Here is a 19,191-nt window from a genome sequence, read left to right as displayed (position 1 = left end):
GGACCCCGGCCCCTTCCCCGTAACACCTCCCACCCGCACGCGAACCTGGAGCTACGCATGGCGTCGACCCCCTCACCGACAGGACCCTCGACCGATCAGGATCAGGCGCCGCACGAAGCGGCGACCGCTCACGAGGGCGCGCCGCGCCCCGAGGAGGTCGATCGCCCGACGCCGGCCGAGAGCTCCGACGCGAGCGAGGCGCCCTCGGGCGCCGCCAACATCGGCGTCGTGGGTCTCGCCGTGATGGGATCGAACCTGGCCCGGAACCTCGCCAGCCGCGAGGGCAACACCGTGGCCGTGTTCAACCGCTCGCGCGCCAAGACCGACGAGCTCGTCGAGACGCACCCCGAAGCGGGCTTCCTGCCGGCGTTCTCGTACGAGGAATTCGCCGCGAACCTGCAGAAGCCGCGCACCGCGATCATCATGGTCAAGGCCGGCCGCCCCACCGACGCCGTCATCGACGAGCTGATGCGCGTGTTCGAGCCGGGCGACATCATCGTCGACGGCGGCAACTCGCTGTTCACCGACACCATCCGCCGCGAGAAGGCCGTCCGCGAAGCCGGCTTCAACTTCGTCGGCATGGGCGTCTCGGGCGGCGAGGAGGGCGCCCTCCTCGGCCCCTCGCTGATGCCGGGCGGCCCCGACGAGTCGTGGGTGACCCTCGGCCCGATCCTGAAGTCGATCGCCGCGGTCGCCGAAGGCGAGCCCTGCGTCACGCACGTCGGCCACGACGGCGCCGGCCACTTCGTCAAGATGGTGCACAACGGCATCGAGTACGCCGACATGCAGCTCATCGCCGAGGCCTACGACCTCATCCGTCGCGGCACCGGCAAGTCGCCCGCCGAGATCGCCGACATCTTCGCCGAGTGGAACCGCGGCGAGCTCGAGTCGTACCTCATCGAGATCACGGCCGAGGTGCTGCGTCAGACGGATGCCGCCACCGGCCAGCCGCTCGTCGACGTCATCGTCGACCAGGCGGGCGCCAAGGGCACGGGCGCCTGGACGGTCCAGACCGCGCTCGACCTGGGCGTCCCGGTGTCGGGCATCGCCGAGGCCGTGTTCGCCCGCTCACTCTCGAGCCACCGCGAACAGCGCGACGTCTCAGGCTCGCTTCCGGGTCCCGATGACGCGGCCTTCACGGTCGAGGACGCCGACGTGTTCATCGAGCAGGTCCGCCTCGCGCTCTACGCGTCGAAGATCGTCGCCTACTCGCAGGGCTTCGACGAGATCCGCGCCGGCGCCGCCCAGTACGGCTGGAACATCGACCTCGGCGCCGTCTCGAAGATCTGGCGCGGCGGGTGCATCATCCGCGCCCAGTTCCTCAACCGCATCGCCGATGCGTACGCCGCCGAGGCCGAGCTGCCGGTGCTGCTGACCGCGCCGTACTTCGTCGAGGCTCTCGGCCGCGCGCAGGACGCGTGGCGCCACATCGTGCAGGTCGCCGCGGGCGCCGGCATCCCCGCTCCCGCCTTCAGCTCGTCGCTGTCGTACTACGACGGCCTGCGCGCCGAGCGGCTTCCCGCGGCCCTCATCCAGGGTCAGCGCGACTTCTTCGGTGCGCACACCTACAAGCGCATCGACAAGGACGGCACCTTCCACACCCTGTGGTCGGGCGACCGCTCCGAGGTCGAGGCCGAGGACACGCACTGACGCTCCGCCGCTGACGACGGCAGGCCGCGACGGGGACCCCGTCGCGGCCTGCCGCGTCTCGCGGCCGCGTCGTCGTCAGAGCCAGTCGTTGCGTCGGAAGATCCCGTAGAGGCCGGCGCTCAGCAGCACCATCAAGCCGAGCGCCATCGGGTAGCCCCACGGCTGGTCGAGCTCGGGCATGTAACGGAAGTTCATGCCGTAGAGGCTCGCGACGAAGGTCGGCGCGAAGCCGATCGCCGCCCAGGACGAGATCTTCTTCACCTGCTCGTTCTGCCGCACCTGCACCACGGTGAGATCGGCCATCTTCTCGTCCAGGCGCTGGTTCACGAGCGTGGCGTGGATCGTGAGGGCGTTGTCGAGGGTGTGACGCATCGACTGGACGCGATCCGCGACGTATTGCGCCCGTCCCCGCGCGTCCTCCCAGACACCGGCGGCGTCCTCGTCGGCCTCGCTGGCCGCGCCGAGGCGCGTGAGCACGTCCGGCAACGGCGTGGTCGCGTGCGCGAGGTCGATGACCTCCCGCTGCAGGTCGAAGATGCGGCGGGGCACGCCCGGGTCGTCGCCGAAGAGCTGATCCTCGATCTCGTCGATGTCGTTCTCGACGCCGTCGAGCACGGCGCGGTAGCCCGAGATCACCCGCTCGAACAGCACCCACAGCACCGCCGTCGTCCCGTGACGGGCGAGTTCGGGGTGCGCCTCTACCCGCTCGCGGACGTCGGCGAGGTCGATGCGGTCCGACCGCGTCACCGTCATGATGAGGCCAGGCGAGACGAGTACGTCGATCTCGTCGCAGCGGACGGTTTCGGCTGCGTCGTCGTAGCGCGCGGGTTGCAGCACGACGAAGACGTCGTCGCCGTATCGCTCGAAGAGCGATCGCTGGTGCGACCGGAGGCTCTCGCGCGACGCGATCGGATGCAGACCCAGGTCGCTCGCGGTGCGACCGACGAGCTCGTCGTCGGCATCGACGAGGGCGATCCAGGCGAACCCGCCCCCGTCACGGGCGCGCCGGCATGCCGCGACGGGGTCGAGGCCCGTCTCGACCGGCTGCTCGGCGACGTACACCGCGGTGTGAACGACTGTCATCCCGTCACTGTAACGGCGCGTTCGCTCACAGCCGGACCATAGCCGCGTCCATAGCTTCTCCATAGGTGACGGCTCAGAATGGGGTCATGACCACACCTGCGCCCGCACCTCTTCAGCGTCCCGACGGTTCTCCGCTGCGCGTGCTCGTCGTCGACGACGAGCAGATGCTCACCGACCTGCTGTCGATGGCGCTGAAGATGGAGGGCTGGGAGGTGCGTACGGCGTCCTCCGGTTTCGAGGCGCTGTCGGAGGCTCGCGAGTTCGAGCCCGACGCGATGGTGCTCGACATCATGATGCCCGACCTCGACGGGATGGCGGTGCTGCAGCGCCTGCGCCAGTCCGGCGACGACGTCCCGGTCCTGTTCCTCACCGCCAAGGACGCGGTCGCCGACCGGGTGGCCGGGTTGACCGCCGGCGGCGACGACTACGTCACCAAGCCCTTCAGCCTCGAGGAGGTCGTCGCGCGACTGCGGGGCCTCATGCGCCGGGCGGGCACCGCCACCGCCGGCGGAGTCGACCCCGTGCTGCGGGTGGGCGATCTCTCGCTGAACGAGGACTCGCACGAGATCGAGCGCGGCGGGACGCCCATCGAGCTGACGGCGACAGAGTTCGAGCTGCTGCGCTACCTCATGCGGAATCAGCGGCGCGTGGTGTCGAAGGCGCAGATCCTCGACCGCGTCTGGAACTACGACTTCGGTGGCCGCTCGTCGGTCGTCGAGCTCTACATCTCGTACCTGCGCAAGAAGATCGACGCCGGGCGCGACCCGCTCATCCACACGGTGCGGGGCGTCGGCTACATGATCAAAGCGCCGCAATGACCCGCGCCGATCGGGCCGGCGACGACGGCGTCGACGACAGCCATCGCGGGCCTCGCGGGCTCTGGCGGCGCTGGAGCCTGCAGACGCGACTGATGCTCACGGTGGTGAGCATCGTCGCGCTCACTCTCGTCGCGAGCGCGGTCGGCCTGTCGACCACCATCGGCACGGTCCTCATCGGCACGGTCGAGTCGAACGTTCGAACACTGACTGTCGGCTTGCAGCTGTTCGACAACGACAGCTACGTGCTGCGCGCGCGCACCGCCGACGAGGCGATCCTCGGCACCCGGGGTCTGCCCGACGGGTACACCCTTCTCGTCCAGAGCCCGACGGGCCAGACCACCGCCGCGACGTACGACGAGGGCGTCATCCGCTCGCTCTCGCCACGGCAGCTCGCCGAGTTGGCGACCGTCGACACGAGCATGGCACCCGCCACCGTGGAGCTCAGCGGCCTCGGCGCGTACCGGGTGGTGTCATTCTCGGCGGGCGACGTCTCGGGACTCGCCGGCCTGCCACTCGCACAGGTGGACTCGACGGTCGCCCGGCTCGTCACGACCATCGCCGTCGTGACGGCCGGCGGCCTGCTGCTGCTGAGCGCCGCCATCGCCGTGGTCATCCGACGCTCCCTCCGACCGCTGCGCGTCGTCGCCGACACCGCATCTCGGGTCGCCTCGCTCCCCCTCGCCCAGGGTGCGGTGTCGATCACCGAACGCGTGCCCCGCGAGGAAGCCGACGATCACGACGAGATCGGCCAAGTGGGGGCGGCCCTCAACACCCTGCTCGACCACGTCGACGCCTCGCTCGTCGCGCGCCAGCGCAACGAAGAGCGCATGCGCTCCTTCGTCGCCGATGCGAGCCACGAGCTGCGCACGCCGCTCGCGTCCATCCGCGGATACTCGGAGCTCTCGCTGCGGGCGATGCGGCAGGGCGTCCCCGGCGTCGAGGAGACGACGACCTCCGCGCTCGAGCGAATCCAGGCGCAGTCGCTGCGGATGACGAGTCTGGTCGAAGACCTGCTGCTGCTCGCGCGGCTCGATGAGGGCCAAGAGCTCGTCTACGGCACGATCGATCTGACGGCGCTCGCGGTCGACTGCGTCGCCGACGCCCGCGCCGCCGGCCAGGACCACGAGTGGCGCCTCGATGTCGGCGACGAACCGGTCGTGGTGGCCGGCGACGCCACCCGCATCACCCAGGTCGTCGCCAACCTGCTGGCCAACGCGCGCGTGCACACACCGGCCGGCACCACGGTGACCACCTCCGTGCGGCTCGATGCCGGCAACGCCGTCCTCACCGTGCACGACGACGGACCCGGCATCGACCCCGCCCTCGCCGACGAGATCTTCGAGCGCTTCTCGCGCGCCGACCGCTCCCGCGCCCGCCAGACCGGCGGTACCGGACTCGGGCTCTCGATCGCCCGCGCGATCGTGGCGGCGCACGGCGGTACGCTCACGGTGCGCAGCGAGCCGGGCTCGACCGCCTTCGAGCTGCGCCTGACCGCGCGACCGGCCGACCCGGCGACGGGCGCCGAGCCCGACGTCGAACCAACCGGCCCCTGAGACCGCGCGGTCAGTAGCCCGCGAAGGCGTCGGTGGTGAGGGACCGTGCTCGAGCCAGCGCGGGCGCGAGCTCGCCGATCAGCCGCGGCGGACCAGAGATGTAGGCGTGGCGCTCGGTCAGGTCCGGAACGAGGTCTGTCAGCCCTGCGGCATCCAACCGGGCTCCCCCGGCCCATCGCCAGCCGCTCGGCAGGCCGCGCGGCTCGTCCCGCGTGACGACGAGGACCGGGATGCCGGCGGCCACGATGTCGTCGCGGAACGCCAACTCCTCAGAGGTCGAGGCGACGTAGACCAGGACGATGTCGCGCTGCTCTCCGGCCAGCCGCACCTGACGCAGCTGCGAAACGAACGGCGTCACACCGATCCCCGCGGCGACGAGGAGAATCTTCGCGTCCGTCCGCGCCGGGAGGACGAAGTCGCCCCAGACGCCGGTGACCGGCAGCGACCGGCCCGGCTCGACCCGGGCGAGCGCCTGCTTGTAGCTGGACTGCGATCCTTCGCGCAGAGCGATCCGGACCTCGGGCAGCTCGGCGGGCGCCGACACGATCGAGAACTCCCGCCGGGTGCCCCGCGCGTCGGGGCGCCGGTGGGGCACCTCGAGCTCCAGATACTGACCGGGGCGGAAGCGGAACCCCCGGTGCGCCCGGAACACCAGCTCGCGCACCGAGGGCGTCAGCGCGCGACGTTCGACGAAGGTCAGTCGCACCGCCGCTCGCCACGCGAAGACGAACGCGAGCAGGTTGCCCACCAGCAGCGCGCGCTCCTGACCGAGGCTGATGTCGCCGACGAGGATCGGCCAGCCGGCCAGCGCCCCGACCAGCGCGGCGACAAGATACTGCTGCGAGCGACGCGGCGGCAGGGTCAGCGGCTCCGACAGCATGAACGCGCCGAGGAAGAGGAACGGCGACGACCAGAGCACCTGGCCGATGGTCTGCGCATCGACGGGGATGCCGGCCTGACCGTACTGCACGAACGTGCGCAGGACGGCGACGGCGACCGCCACGAGAAGGAACAGCGCGACGACCCGCACCTTCTCGGTGCGCACCAGCACGATGCCGCCCAGGACGAGCACCGGCAACGCGAGCAGCGGCGTTCCGACCCACCACGCCGAGGCGCCGAGGTCCGGGAAGGGGATGCTCAGCACGGTCAGCGCCGTCGCGCCGGCCGCGGCGGGGTTGAAGATGTGGCGGCCGCGCCGGGCGAGGGCGTACTTGGATGCGGAAGCCAGCGCGCCCGCGATCGCGATCCCCGCAAGCCCGGGCGGATTGAGCGTCGGACGCAGGACGAAGAGCAGGATGAGCCCCGTGATGAGCGCCGATTCGATGCGCCACGCCCGGCCGAGCAGGCGCTGCGCCACGACGTCGACCAGCGCGATGGCGGCGACGAGCACGGCGAGCGTGACCGGCAGCGCCAGCGGATCGCCCGCGAGGGCACCGGCGAGGGTGAGCACGAAGGCGATGACGGCGAGGACCGCCAGAGCCATCAGCACCAGCCGGTACATCGAGACGCGGCCGAGTGCGCCGACGACGCGGTTTCGGGCGACGGTGAGGAAGGTCATGAGAACAGCTCCGCTTCGCAGTCAGGGGACCATTCGACCGTGCCGTCGGTGCGCATCCGCACCCACGACGCGTCGCGATCCGCGGCGAATCGCGGACCGCCGTCGAAGAAGAGGGCGGTGGCGACGGCATCGGCCGTCATCGCGTCCGCGGCGACCGCCCACGTCGCGGCGTACGAGCGCACCGGCTGGCCGGTGCGGGCATCGAGCACGTGGTGCAGCCCGTCGCCCCACGCCCGTCGGTTCACCGCCGACGCGCACAGGGCCGCGTCGGCGATCGACCAGATCCCGATAGCCCGCGTCGCGTCGAACGGGTGCTCGAGCGCGATGCGCTGCCGGATGCCGCGAACGGCGAGGTCACCGCTCGCGTCGACCACGAGCCATCCGGTCACTCGCGGGCGGAGCACCGCCAGCACGAGATCGACGAGCCGTCCCTTGCCCGCCGCCCCGATGTCGATCAGCGCCGGACGGCGCAGCGTGAGCCGCCCGCCGGCGGCATCCAGCACCGTCCGCCAGTCGACCGGCGCGGCCTGGGGACCGCGGTCGCGCAACGAGTAGTCCGCGTCGTACCCACGGCGCGCGAGCGCATCGCCGACGAGCGGGTTCACCGCTCCCGCGGTGGCGTCGTCGAGCGCGGCGTAGACCCCCAGCAGGTCGCCGGCGTCGGCCGGGGCGGGCACCGACCCTCCGGACGCGAGGCCGCACACGACCGAGTCGGCGCGGAATCGCGACCATTCGCGATCGAATGCGTCGATGACGGCGCTGACCGCGGCACGATCCTCCTCGCCGAGCGGCGTCGCACTGTCGATGCGCCAGGACGTGCCGATCGCCTCGAAGTCCCAGCGCTGGGCCGGGACCGCGGCGGCGGTCATGCCGCTGCGTCGGCGCGGATCTCCTCGACCGCCGCGTTGAATCCGCCGCTGGTCAGCGACGATCCGGCGACCCGGTCGACCTCGATGTCGTCGAGGCTCTTGCCGACGACGAGCTCGTCGATGCCGCCGATGAACTCGGCCTGATACTGCTTGCTCTCGCGACGCGTCGGCTCGCCGACGACCTCGACGTCGGTGACCGCGTCGGAGGCGATCGTCAGCGTCACGGTGATCGTCTCGGGTCCCTCGGGCGTCTGGTAGCTGCCCTCGGCGGTGTACGAGCCATCGGCGTAGGCGCCACCGGCGCCGGCCGCACCGGTGTTGCCGCCTGCGGCGGGCGTTGCGGCCGGCGAGGCCTGGTCGGCGCCCGCGGCGGCGTCCCCGGCTTCGGAGGTACCCGCGCAACCGGCGAGGAGGGCGAGACCGGCGACGGACGCCGCAGCGGCGGTCACGCGGAGCGGACGGGGAACGGCAGTGGTGCGGATCATGGCGGGTCCTCCTGTGTCGTGCCCTCCGGGGAGACGGGCTGCTCTCACGCTAGCGGCCCGCTCCCCGGCGGCTCATCAGGAAACCCTATGCGTTTGCATCGGATCTCCGATGGGTCGCAGGGCCTTGAGCCCTTCGACCGCGAAGAAGATCACGATGGCGAACGCGATCGGCAGCAGCCAGCCCTGCGGCGCGAGCGGACGCGACTCGAACAGGGCGTTCATGAACGGCACGTAGGTGTAGAGCAGCTGCAGCAGGAGCAGCGCGCCGGCCGACCACCAGATCACCGGGTTGCCGCGGAGCACGTCCATCGTGAGGCTCGAGCGGCGCAGGAACCGGCAGTTGAGGAGGAACGCGAGCTGGCCGAGCGCGAGCACCGAGACGGCGACGGTCCGCGCCCCCTCCATGTCGGTGCCCATCGCCCGCACCATGACGAAGGACGCCAGCGTCGCGCCACCGATGAGCAGCGACACGATCAGGACGAACCCGAGTTCGCGTCCCGAGATGATGGACCCGCCGTTGGCTCGCGGCGGGCGGTCCATGATGCCCCGTTCGGCGGGCTCGTACGCCAGCGCGAGCGACAGGGTGACGGCGGTGACCATGTTGACCCAGAGCACCTGCACCGGCGTGAGCGGCAGCGCCAGCCCGAAGACCACCGCCACGAGGATGACGAGCGACTGGGCGCCGTTGGTCGGCAGCAGGAACACGACCGACTTGCGCAGGTTGTCGTAGATGCGACGACCCTCGTGGATCGCCGATCGGATCGTCGCGAAGTTGTCGTCGGCGAGCACGATCTCGGCGGCTTCCTTCGTCGCCTCCGTGCCCTTGATGCCCATCGCGACGCCGACGTCCGCCCGCGTGAGCGCGGGTGCGTCGTTGACGCCGTCTCCCGTCATCGCCACGACCTCGCCGTGAGACTGCAGCGCGCGGACGATCCGGATCTTGTGCTCGGGGCTCGTGCGGGCGTAGACGTCGACGTCGCGGACGACGTCCTTGAGCTTGTCCTGGCTGAGCGCCTCGAGCTCGGCGCCCGTCAGCACACGCGGCTCGTCCTCGCCGACGAGACCCATCTCGCGGCTAATCGCCACGGCCGTGCCGGCGTGGTCGCCCGTGATCATCTTCACCCGGATGCCGGCGCGGTGGCAGTCCGCGATCGCCTCGATGGCCTCGGGACGCGGGGGGTCGAGGATGCCCCAGAGCCCGAGGAACTCGAGGTCGTCGACATCGTCGATGCCGACCGCGTCGAGCCGCGACGGCTTGCGGGCAGCGGCGAGCACGCGCAGTCCCTCCGCGCTCAGCTCTGCGACGGCGGCCTCCCAGAACGCGCGGTCGAGCTCGACGGCGCCGTCCGCGCCCCGCTGACGCGTCGAACGGTCGAGCAGCCGGTCGGGCGCCCCCTTCACGAGCAGGGCGCGCGACCCATCGGCGCCCTGGTTGAGGGTCGCCATGAACTTGTTCTCGGAGTCGAAGGGCAGGACGTCGATGCGGGCGACGCCGTCGGCCTCGCCGGCGTGACCGCCCTTCATCGCCACGACGCGCAGCGCGCCCTCCGTGGGCTCGCCGACGAGCTTCCAGCCGCCGTCGTCCGAGACGAGGTCCGCGTCGTTGCACAGGTCGGCCACCGCGAGCAGTGCCGCCAGGTCGCGCCCAGGAGCGCCTCCGTCGACGCGCTCGATGTCGCCGGTCGGCTCGTACCCGAGGCCCGAGACCGCATACTGCGCAACGGGGGTGACCATGCGACGCACCGTCATCTCGTTCTTCGTCAGCGTGCCGGTCTTGTCCGAGCAGACGGTCGTGACCGATCCGAGCGTCTCGACGGCGGGGAGCTTGCGGGTGATGGCGCGGCGCCGTGCCATCTGCTGCACCCCGATCGCGAGCGTGATCGTGACGAGCGCCGGCAGCCCCTCGGGGATGGCGGCGACGGCGAAGCCGATCGTCGCCGAGATGAGCTCTCCGAACGGCATCCCGTGCGCGAACCGCCCGATCAGCAGCATGGCCGCCGCCATGCCGAGGATGACGAGGGTGAGGACCTTGCCGAAGGAGTCGAGCTGCCGCGTCAGCGGGGTGGTGAGGGTTCCCGCTCCCCCGACGAGCTCCTGGATCTTGCCGATCTCGGTGCGGGCCCCGGTGCCGGTGACGATGCCCCGGCCCTGTCCGGCCGAGACGATGGTGCCGGAGAACGCCATGGACGACCGGTCGCCCACGCCCGCCTCGGCGTCGACGGGGGCGGTCGACTTGGAGGCCGGCACCGACTCACCGGTCAGCGCGGCCTCTTCGATCCGCAGCTGGCTGGCCTGCGTCAGCCGCAGGTCTGCGGGCACCTTGTCTCCCGGCGCGAGCCGGACGACGTCACCGGGCACGAGGTCGGCGGCGGGGATGCGACGCCACGAGCCGTCACGGCGCACGCTGGCCTCGGACGAGAGCATGCCGCGAATCCCGGCCAGCGCCTTCTCGGCTCGACCCTCCTGGGCGAACCCGATCACCGCGTTGATGATGGCCACGGCGAGGATCACCCAGACGTCGAGCCAGTCCGCCATCACGGCCTTGATCGCCGCTGCGCCGAGCAGGATGTAGATCAGGGTGTCGTTGAAGTGCGAGAGGAACCGCAGCCAGGCCGGGGTGCGTTTCGCCTCCGGCAGGACATTGGGGCCTACGGCATCCAGGCGGGTCGCAGCCTCGTCCGAACTCAGACCGTCCTCGCCGGTTCGCAGGGCCGCAGCCACCTCATCGACGTCGTGCGCATAGGGACGAGGCGACGAGAAGTCCGCCTCGGAGACAGGGGCAGGCATGCCCCCGATCCTACGGGCCGGACCTTTGCCCCGCCTGTGTCGGGACCGTTTTTTACCGGTCCCGGAGCGCGGTCAGGCCGCGCCGTCGAACATGCTCGTGACAGAGCCGTCCTCGAAGACCTCCTTGATCGCACGCGCCAGCAGCGGGGCGATCGGCAGGATGGTCAGACCCGGGAAACGCTTGTCGTCGCCGAGCGGGATGGTGTCGGTGACGACCACCTCGTCGATCGCGGCATCCTGCAGCCGGTCGACGGCCGGATGGCTGAAGACGGCGTGGGTGGCGGCGACGATGACGCGCTCGGCGCCATTGTTCTTCAGCGCCTGAGCGGCCTTGACGATCGTCCCGCCGGTGTCGATCATGTCGTCGACGAGCAGGCAGACGCGCCCGCGCACGTCGCCGACGATCTCGTTGACCGTCACCTGATTCGCCACGTTCGGGTCACGACGCTTGTGGATGATCGCGAGCGGCGCGCCGAGGCTGTCGGACCACGTGTCCGCGACGCGGACACGGCCGGTGTCGGGCGAGACCACGGTCAGCTTGGCGCGGTCGTCGGCTCTCAGCGTGCGCTCGAAGTGCTCGAGCAGCACCGGCTTGGCGAACAAGTGGTCGACGGGGCCGTCGAAGAAACCCTGGATCTGCGCCGCGTGGAGGTCGACGCTCATGACGCGGTCGGCGCCGGCGGTCTTGAACAGGTCGGCGACGAGGCGCGCGCTGATCGGCTCGCGCCCGCGTCCCTTCTTGTCCTGTCGCGAGTACGGGTAGTACGGCGCGACGACCGTGATGCGCTTCGCGGACGCGCGCTTGGCGGCATCCAGCATGATGAGGGTCTCCATCAGCCACTCGTTGACCGGCGGGCCGAACGACTGGACGAGGAAGAAGTCGCACCCGCGGATCGAGACCTCGAAACGGGTCAGGATCTCGCCCGACGCGAAGGTGCGGTGCTCGGTGGGGACCAGCTCGGTGCCCAAAGCGGTGGCGACCTCGGTCGACAGCGCGGGGTGCGACCCACCGGATGCCACGACGAGCCGCTTCTTGGTCTTGGCGACCAGTCCCGGGGCGGTCCCCCGCGAGACGTCGAGGTCAACCGTGTTCTTCTTGCGAGCCATCGTCCGCTTCCTGTGAAGACCGCACGCGCGCCGCTGCTGCGGCGGCGCCAGTACCGGGTCTGTTCTTCTCGACCCACCCCTCGACATTGCGCTGGGGGGCGACGCTGAGGGCGAGAGCACCGGCCGGGACGTCCTTGCGGATGACCGCTCCGGCGCCCGTCTTGGCGCCCTCACCGATCTTAACCGGCGCGACGAAGACGTTGTGCGAGCCGGCGTGCACCTCATCGCCGATGACGGTGCGGTGCTTGGCCAGGTCGTCGTAGTTGGCGGTGATCGCTCCAGCGCCGAGGTTCACGCCGCGGCCGATCTCGGCATCGCCCACGTACGACAGGTGCGGAACCTTGCTGCCATCGCCGATGACGGAGTTCTTGGTCTCGACGAAAGTGCCGATCTTGCCGCGCTCACCCAGGTGGGTGCCGGGACGCAGATACGAGAAGGGACCCACCGTCGCGTCTGCGCCGATCACGGCGAGGGTGGCGTCGCTGCGGGTGACGGTGGCGCCCGGGCCGACCTCGCAGTCGTTCAGGGTCGTGTCGGGGCCGATGGTCGCGCCCTCGGCGACCGTCGTCGCGCGCAGGATGTGCGTGTTCGGCAGCAGCGTCACGTCGGGCGCGAGCGTGGCGGTGACGTCGATCCACGTCGAGGCCGGATCCTGCACGGTCACGCCCGCGAGCTGCCACCGGCGCACCGTGCGCGCGTTCAGCAGCCGCCCGGCCTCCGCCAGCTGCACGCGGTCGTTCACCCCGACGATCAGCGAGGGATCGCTCACGAGCTGGGCCGCGACCCCGAGTTCGTCGGCGCGCAGCATGCCGACGACGTCGGTGAGGTACTTCTCGGCCTGTGCGTTGGCGGTGCTGATGCGACCGAGCCGGTCGCGCAGCGGCTCGGCGCGGAAGGCGTAGACACCGGCATTGATCTCGTCGACGGCGCGCTCGGAGTCCGACGCGTCCTTGTGCTCGACGATGCGGTCGACGCCGCCCGCGGTGTCGCGGATGACGCGGCCGTAACCGGTCGGGTCGGGAAGACGCGCACTGAGCAGCGTCGCGGCTGCCCCCGAAGCGCGGTGCACGGCGAGCAGGTCGCCGAGGGCGACGTCGTCGAGCAGCGGCACGTCGGCGCTCAGGACGAGCACGTCGCCGGTGAAGCCGGGCAGCCGGTCGAGCGCCACCTCGACGGCGCGGCCGGTTCCGGGCACCTCGTCCTGATCGACGACCACGACTTCGGGCGAGACGCCGAGGACGGCCTCCGCGACGCGGTCGCGTTCATGACGCACGACGACGAGGACGTGCGCCGGCGCGAGATCGCGCGCCGTGTCGAGCACGTGGCCCACGAGCGGACGGCCGCCGATCCGGTGCAGCACCTTCGGCAACGAGGACTTCATGCGCGTCCCCTGCCCGGCGGCGAGGATGACGACGGCGAGGTCGGGATCGAGAGGGGTGTCGCTCATGCTCCGCCGCCAGGACTCGAACCTAGACCTCACAGCTCCAAAGGCTGTCGTGCTGCCATTACACCACGGCGGACCGCCGCACCGGGGGTGCAGCCCGTCAAGTCTGCCAGAGCCCGCGACCGCGCGCCCGCGCACGCGCTGCCTCGCCGCGATAATGAGGACATGGCACATGAGACCGACGAGGTGGACCGCATCGTCGGAGCGTGGTCGCTGCAGCGACCGGACCTCGACTTCTCCCCCCTCGAGGTCCTCTCGCGCGTCGACCGCCTCTCGCGCCACCTCGACCGGGCCCGGCGCGAGGCGTTCCGCCGCAGCGACCTCGAGCCGTGGGAGTGGGACGTCCTGTCGGCTCTCCGACGCGCCGGCGAGCCCTACCAGCTGAGCCCCAAGCAGCTCCTGCAGCAGACGCTGGTCTCGAGCGGCACGATGACCAACCGCATCGACCGGCTGGTGGGACGGCGGCTCGTGCGCCGCGAATCCGATCCGGGAGACGGTCGCAGCATCCTGGTGACGCTCACGGACGACGGACGCGTGCGGGTGGATGCCGCCATCACGCGGCTCGTCGACGCCGAGGCCCTGCTGCTCGCGGGCCTGTCGAAGGGCGATCGCGACCGGCTCGCCGCCTTGCTCCGCAAGCTCTCGCTGGGTTTCGGCGACTGAGTCCGGGCTGGGCGGTCGCGGCCGCGGAACGGCCGACACGGCCCGGCTGGCCTAGCCTGGAGGCAATATGGCACATCTTCTGGGGGCCGAGGCCCTTCGCCTCGAGTATCCGACCAAGGTCGTCTTCGACGGCGTCTCCATCGGTGTCGACGAGGGCGACCGCATCGGCATCGTCGGCCGCAACGGCGACGGCAAGTCGAGCCTGCTGCGCATGCTGGCCGGGCTCGTCGAGCCCGATTCCGGACGGGTGACCGTCCGCGGCGGCATCCGCGTCGGCGTCCTGTCGCAAGCCGACGACCTCGACGACGACCTGCGGGTGCGCGATGCCGTCGTGGGCGACCAAGCCGAGCACGAGTGGGCGGGCGACGCCCGGGTGCGGGATGTCATCTCGGGGCTGCTCGGCGACCTCGACTGGGAGGGGCCCATACGCGGCCTCTCGGGCGGACAGCGGCGGCGGGTCTCCCTCGCGGCGCTGCTCGCCGGCGACTGGGACGTCGTCTTCCTGGACGAGCCCACCAACCACCTCGACGTCGAGGGCATCGCGTGGCTTGCCGAGCACCTCAAGCGCCGCTGGCCGGCCGGCTCGGGTGCGCTGCTCGTCGTGACGCACGACCGGTGGTTCCTCGACGAGATCTGCACCGCCACCTGGGAGGTGCACGACCGGCTCGTCGAGCCGTTCGAGGGCGGGTACGCGGCCTACATCCTGCAGCGTGTCGAGCGCGACCGGCAGGCGGCGGCCATCGAGGCGCGGCGCCAGAACCTGGCGCGCAAAGAGCTCGCCTGGCTGCGCCGCGGCGCGCCCGCGCGCACTTCGAAGCCGAAGTTCCGCATCGACGCCGCGAACGAGCTCATCGCCGACGTGCCCGAGATCCGCGACCGTGTGGCGCTGCAGTCCCTCGCGGTGTCGCGCCTGGGCAAGGACGTCGTCGACGTGCTCGACGCCGGTGTCGCCTACGGCGACCGTGTCGTGCTCGAGAAGGTCGAATGGCGGATCGCGCCGGGCGAGCGCACGGGAATCCTCGGCGTCAACGGCGCCGGCAAGTCGACCCTGCTCGGCCTCATCTCGGGCACCGTCGTTCCGACCTCCGGACGGGTCAAGCACGGCAAGACCGTCAAGGTCGCGACGCTGTCGCAGCGGATGACCGAGCTCGACGAGCACCTCGCCGACCCGGTGCGGGTGGTGATCTCGCGACTGCGCACGAGCTATACGATCGGCTCGGGCTCGAAGGCGCAGGATCTCACCCCCGGTCAGCTGCTGGAGCGCATGGGTTTCAGCTCGGCGCAGCTGTCGACCCCCGTGAAGGATCTGTCCGGCGGTCAGAAGCGCCGTCTGCAGCTGCTGCTGATCCTGCTCGACCAGCCCAACGTGCTGATCCTCGACGAACCGACGAACGATCTCGACACCGACATGCTCGCGGCGGTCGAGGACCTGCTGGACTCGTGGGCCGGAACGCTCATCGTCGTCTCGCATGACCGGTACTTCCTCGAGCGCGTCACCGATCAGCAGTACGCCATCCTCGGCGGACGCCTGCGCCACCTGCCCGGAGGAGTCGACGAGTACCTGCGGCTGCGTCGCGAGCAGCCCGAACTCACCCGCACGGCCGGCGCTTCCCGTACGCAGCAGGATGCGGGGGCGACCGCACTGTCGGGCTCGGACCGACGCGCCGCGCAGAAGGAGGTCGCTGCGATCGACCGACGCCTCGAGAAGCTCCAGCGCGAGATCGCCGACGTCGATGCGCAGCTCGCGGACGCGCACGACGACTTCGAGCGACTGCTGGGGCTGCAACGGCGCCGCGACGAGCTGGTCGGCGAGACGACGACGCTCGAGGAACGCTGGCTCGAGCTCGGCGAGGCGTTGGACGGCTGAGGCATAGGACGGCTGAGGCCCCGCACCCGTCGGCGGGCCGCGGCCGGAAAGCACGAGACCCCCGGAGCACACGCTCCGGGGGTCTCGTCGTCTCGGAGAGGTCAGGCGAGACCGTTCTCCTCGAGCCACTGCGTCGCGATCTCGGCGGGCTCGAGCTTGTCGACCGTGCTCTGCACGTTGAGCGCGACGAGCGCCTCGGGCGTGAGCTTCGCGCTGACCGCGTTGATGGTGTCGGCGATCTCGTCGGCGACGTCGACGTTCACGACGGGCACCACGTTCGAGGCGAGGAAGAGGCCCTCGGGGTCCTCGAGCACGACGAGGTCCTCGGTCTGGATGCGCGGGTCGGCGGTGAACACGTTGGCGACGTTGACGGTGCCGGCCACGAGGTCGTCGACCGTCGTCTCACCCGTCGCCTGGAACCCGACCTCGACACCGTAGGTCTCGTTGAGGCCCGACGGTCCGTAGGGGCGCTGCTCGAGCTCGGCCGGTCCGCCGAGGGTGAGGGGCTCGGTGACGTTCGCGAGGTCGGCGATCGTCGTCAGGTCCCACTGCTCGGCGAAGGCGGCGGTCACGGTGTACGAGTCCTGGTCGCTCGCGGTTGCCTGATCGAGGACCGTGAGGTTCTCGGGCAGGGCGTCGCCGAGCGCTGCGTACACGTCCTCGGACGTGCGCGCCTCGGTCTCGGGCTCGAAGTACTGCAGCAGGTTGCCGGTGTACTCGGGGAACAGGGTGAGGGCGCCGCTCTCGAGCTCGGGCAGGTAGGCCTCGCGCTGGCCCGTCGTGAACTGGCGGTCGACGGTCTTGCCCGCGGCCTCGAGTGCCTGGGCGTAGATCTCTGCGACGATCTCGTTGGAGTAGTAGTCCTGCGAACCGATGACGATGGTGCCGTCGGCGGGCGCTGCGGACTCTCCGCCGCTCTCGGCGAGCGGGTCGGAGCCGGCGCACCCGGCGAGCAGGGTGGTGGCGGCGATCACGCCGACGCCGGCCGTCAGCAGACGGCGGGTGGTGAAGCGAGACATGGGTTCCTCTTTCTGATGGTGCGGAAGGTTCGAGCTGTGAACGGGATGGATGAGGGAGCGGAGGCGCCGGGTCAGGCGGTGGCCGCCACGGGGCGGCGGCGCTCGGGGCCCGCGGAGGCGGCGCGGATGCCACGCGGGGCGCTCCACCGCTGCACGAGGGCGAGGAGCGCGTCGAGCAGGAGGGCGAGCAGCGCGAGCACGAGGGCGGCCCCGAGCACCTGATCGATCGCGCGCAGGTCGATGCCCTGGATGATGCGGAACCCGAGGCCGCCGAGGTCGGTGTAGCCGGCGATCGTCACCGTCGCGACGACCTGCAGGACGGCGGAGCGCAGCCCGCCGACGAGCAGCGGCAGCCCGAGGGGCACCTCGACGCGCCAGAGGATCTGCCACTCCGTCATGCCGACCGCGCGCGCGGCGTCGATGGTGCGCCGATCGATCGCCTGCAGTCCGCTGTATGCGCCCGCCAGCAGCGGTGGGATCGCCAGGACGACGAAGGTGACGAACGCTGCTTCGGTCTTCCGCGTGACCCCCAGCAGGAGGATCAGGAGGATGAGAAGCCCGAAGGAGGGAATCGCGCGCGCGGCGCCCGAGATCGCCACCGCGAACTCTCTTCCGCGGCCGGTGTGACCGATGGCCCACCCGATCGGGAGCGCGATGACCGCCGCGATCGCGACGGAGATGAACGTGTAGTACAGCTGCTGGCCGATGAGGAACGGAACCGTGTTCGTACCGGTGTACTGCGCAGGGTCGAGCAGCCACGCGATGGCGTCGGCGAAGACGTTCATGCCGTCGCCTCCGCTCGCCGCCGCTCACGGCGTGCTCGGCCCGGGGCGGGCGTGCGCGCCCAGGGCATCAGCAGACGGCCCAGCAGCACCAGGAGCGCGTCGATGACGAGCGCGATGAGCGCGACGGCGACGATCCCCGCGAAGACCTCTTCGAGGAGCCGGCGCTGGATGCCGTTGGTGAAGAGGTAGCCCAGGTTGGTCACTCCGACGAGGATGCCGACGGTCGCGAGTGACACGGTCGACACCGACATCACCCGCAGGCCGGCGAGGACGACGGGACCCGACAGCGGCAGGTCGACCGCCCAGAAGCGACGGAAACCCCCGTAGCCCATCGCCGTCGCGGCCTGACGGACCGCCGGGTCGACCGAGTCGAACCCGTCGGCGACGGATCGCGTCTGGATGGCGACCGCGTAGATCGTCAACCCCACGATCAGATTGGTCTCGGTGCGGATGCCGTAGCCGGCGACGCTCGGCAGCAGCACGAGCAGTGCCAGCGAGGGGATCGTGTAGAGCAGGCCGGTCAGGGTGATGACCCAGCCGCGCAGCAGCCGGTACCGCCACGCCACCCAGCCGAGCGGCACCGACAGGATGAGACCGAGGATGATCGCGATGACGCTCTGACGCACGTGGTCGACGGCGAGCGAGAGAATGAGGTCGAGGTTCGACCAGATCCACGACACCTCAGGAGCCACCCTCGACCAGCGTGCCCTGCGTGCGTCCCTCGGTGTCGACGAGGACGGCGCCGCGCTCGGTGCGCTCGACCCGGAGCGCGCGCTTCCCACGATCGGCGCCGATAAAGCTCGAGACGAAGTCGTCGGCGGGGTCTCGGATGATCGCGCTCGGAGAGCCCACCTGCAGCTTGCGGGCCCCGGCCGCGAGGATCACGACCTGGTCGCCCAGAAGGAAGGCCTCATCGATGTCGTGCGTGACGAAGACGACCGTCTTGCCGAGCTCCCGCTGCAGACGCAGCAGCTCTTGCTGCAACTCGGTGCGGACGATGGGGTCGACGGCGCCGAAGGGCTCGTCCATGAGAAGGATGTTGGGGTCGGCGGCGAGCCCGCGCGCGACGCCCACGCGCTGCTGCTGCCCACCCGACAGCTGGCTCGGGTAGCGGTCTGCCATGCGGGTGTCGAGGCCGACCGTGTCCATCAGCTCGAGAGCGCGGCGGCGCCCGTCACGGCGGCTCGTTCCCGTGAGCACCGGCACCGTGGCGATGTTCTCGGCCACGGTGAAGTGCGGAAGGAGTCCGGAGTTCTGCATCACGTATCCGATGCGGCGGCGCAGCTGAACGGGCGAGCCGGCAGCGACGTCCTCGCCGTCGATCTCGATCGAGCCGGCCGTGGGCTCGACCATCCGGTTGATCATCCGCAGCAGCGTGGTCTTGCCGCAGCCCGACGAGCCCACGAAGACGGTCGTCTTGTGCGACGGGATGACGAGAGAGAAATCCTGGACCGCGCGGGTGCCGTCGGGGAACTGCTTGCCGACCTCGCGGAACTCGATCAC

At 70.9% G+C, this 19,191-nt stretch carries 16 protein-coding genes and 1 tRNA gene; 5 read left to right on the top strand and 12 right to left on the bottom strand.

What is annotated here, in order from left to right; translation table 11 throughout:
* Positions 1-57 precede the first annotated feature (57 nt).
* Positions 58-1,650: an NADP-dependent phosphogluconate dehydrogenase gene (gene gnd / locus JOF37_RS00365; RefSeq protein WP_210004036.1), complete on the top strand. Its 1,593-nt coding sequence runs from the start codon at positions 58-60 to the stop codon at positions 1,648-1,650.
* 75 nt (positions 1,651-1,725) lie between these two features.
* Here the strand turns inward: gnd and JOF37_RS00360 are convergent, their stop codons facing one another.
* On the bottom strand, positions 1,726-2,733 hold the full coding sequence (locus tag JOF37_RS00360) for a magnesium and cobalt transport protein CorA (RefSeq protein WP_210004033.1): 1,008 nt from the start codon (positions 2,731-2,733) through the stop codon (positions 1,726-1,728).
* Between the two features lie 86 nt (positions 2,734-2,819).
* On the opposite strand from JOF37_RS00360, the gene JOF37_RS00355 reads away from it, so the two are divergent.
* Positions 2,820-3,551, top strand: a complete 732-nt coding sequence (locus JOF37_RS00355; RefSeq protein WP_210004031.1) for a response regulator transcription factor — start codon at positions 2,820-2,822, stop codon at positions 3,549-3,551.
* Entirely contained in the window at positions 3,548-5,104 is a 1,557-nt protein-coding gene (locus JOF37_RS00350; protein WP_210004029.1) for a sensor histidine kinase, read from the top strand. The genes JOF37_RS00355 and JOF37_RS00350 overlap by 4 nt, the downstream gene beginning before the upstream one ends.
* A gap of 10 nt (positions 5,105-5,114) precedes the next feature.
* On the opposite strand, the gene JOF37_RS00345 is transcribed toward JOF37_RS00350, so the two are convergent.
* The 7 genes from JOF37_RS00345 to JOF37_RS00315 form a co-directional block, all read right to left on the bottom strand.
* Positions 5,115-6,662, bottom strand: a complete 1,548-nt coding sequence (locus JOF37_RS00345; RefSeq protein ID WP_210004027.1) for an FAD-dependent oxidoreductase — start codon at positions 6,660-6,662, stop codon at positions 5,115-5,117.
* On the bottom strand, positions 6,659-7,531 hold the full coding sequence (locus JOF37_RS00340) for an FAD:protein FMN transferase (protein ID WP_210004025.1): 873 nt from the start codon (positions 7,529-7,531) through the stop codon (positions 6,659-6,661). Before JOF37_RS00340 ends, JOF37_RS00345 begins: the two co-directional genes overlap by 4 nt.
* The gene (locus tag JOF37_RS00335) at positions 7,528-8,016 is read right to left on the bottom strand and encodes an FMN-binding protein (protein WP_210004023.1); all 489 of its coding nucleotides are present in this window, start codon (positions 8,014-8,016) and stop codon (positions 7,528-7,530) included. The genes JOF37_RS00340 and JOF37_RS00335 overlap by 4 nt, the downstream gene beginning before the upstream one ends.
* Positions 8,017-8,091: 75 nt before the next feature.
* Positions 8,092-10,803 (bottom strand): HAD-IC family P-type ATPase, encoded by a 2,712-nt coding sequence (locus tag JOF37_RS00330; RefSeq protein WP_210004021.1) that lies wholly within the window; start codon positions 10,801-10,803, stop codon positions 8,092-8,094.
* Between the two features lie 72 nt (positions 10,804-10,875).
* Positions 10,876-11,910, bottom strand: a complete 1,035-nt coding sequence (locus JOF37_RS00325; protein WP_210004019.1) for a ribose-phosphate diphosphokinase — start codon at positions 11,908-11,910, stop codon at positions 10,876-10,878.
* Positions 11,885-13,357, bottom strand: coding sequence for a bifunctional UDP-N-acetylglucosamine diphosphorylase/glucosamine-1-phosphate N-acetyltransferase GlmU (glmU, locus tag JOF37_RS00320; protein WP_210004017.1), 1,473 nt, complete (start codon positions 13,355-13,357; stop codon positions 11,885-11,887). Before glmU ends, JOF37_RS00325 begins: the two co-directional genes overlap by 26 nt.
* A 1-nt stretch (position 13,358) precedes the next feature.
* Positions 13,359-13,430 (bottom strand) — tRNA-Gln (locus JOF37_RS00315).
* A gap of 89 nt (positions 13,431-13,519) precedes the next feature.
* Between JOF37_RS00315 and JOF37_RS00310 the strand changes: the two genes are divergently transcribed.
* Positions 13,520-14,017, top strand: a complete 498-nt coding sequence (locus tag JOF37_RS00310) for a MarR family winged helix-turn-helix transcriptional regulator (protein WP_210004016.1) — start codon at positions 13,520-13,522, stop codon at positions 14,015-14,017.
* Between the two features lie 67 nt (positions 14,018-14,084).
* Positions 14,085-15,884, top strand: coding sequence for an ABC-F family ATP-binding cassette domain-containing protein (locus tag JOF37_RS00305; RefSeq protein WP_210004014.1), 1,800 nt, complete (start codon positions 14,085-14,087; stop codon positions 15,882-15,884).
* Positions 15,885-15,985: 101 nt separating this feature from the next.
* Here JOF37_RS00305 and JOF37_RS00300 read toward each other — a convergent pair whose 3' ends face one another.
* The 4 genes from JOF37_RS00300 to JOF37_RS00285 all read right to left on the bottom strand — a co-directional run bounded on the left by JOF37_RS00300 (position 15,986) and on the right by JOF37_RS00285 (position 19,191).
* A complete protein-coding gene (locus JOF37_RS00300) occupies positions 15,986-16,903 on the bottom strand; it encodes an ABC transporter substrate-binding protein (protein ID WP_210004013.1) in 918 nt (305 codons plus the stop codon).
* Between the two features lie 71 nt (positions 16,904-16,974).
* Positions 16,975-17,688: an ABC transporter permease gene (locus JOF37_RS00295; protein WP_210004011.1), complete on the bottom strand. Its 714-nt coding sequence runs from the start codon at positions 17,686-17,688 to the stop codon at positions 16,975-16,977.
* Positions 17,685-18,368, bottom strand: a complete 684-nt coding sequence (locus JOF37_RS00290; RefSeq protein WP_210007609.1) for an ABC transporter permease — start codon at positions 18,366-18,368, stop codon at positions 17,685-17,687. Before JOF37_RS00290 ends, JOF37_RS00295 begins: the two co-directional genes overlap by 4 nt.
* 1 nt (position 18,369) lies before the next feature.
* The gene (locus JOF37_RS00285) at positions 18,370-19,191 is read right to left on the bottom strand and encodes an ABC transporter ATP-binding protein (protein WP_210004008.1); all 822 of its coding nucleotides are present in this window, start codon (positions 19,189-19,191) and stop codon (positions 18,370-18,372) included.

Source organism: Microbacterium imperiale (genome assembly GCF_017876655.1).
Taxonomy (GTDB): domain Bacteria; phylum Actinomycetota; class Actinomycetes; order Actinomycetales; family Microbacteriaceae; genus Microbacterium; species Microbacterium imperiale.
Note: the sequence above shows the minus strand (reverse complement) of the source record. Positions and strands in the feature narration are given on the sequence as shown.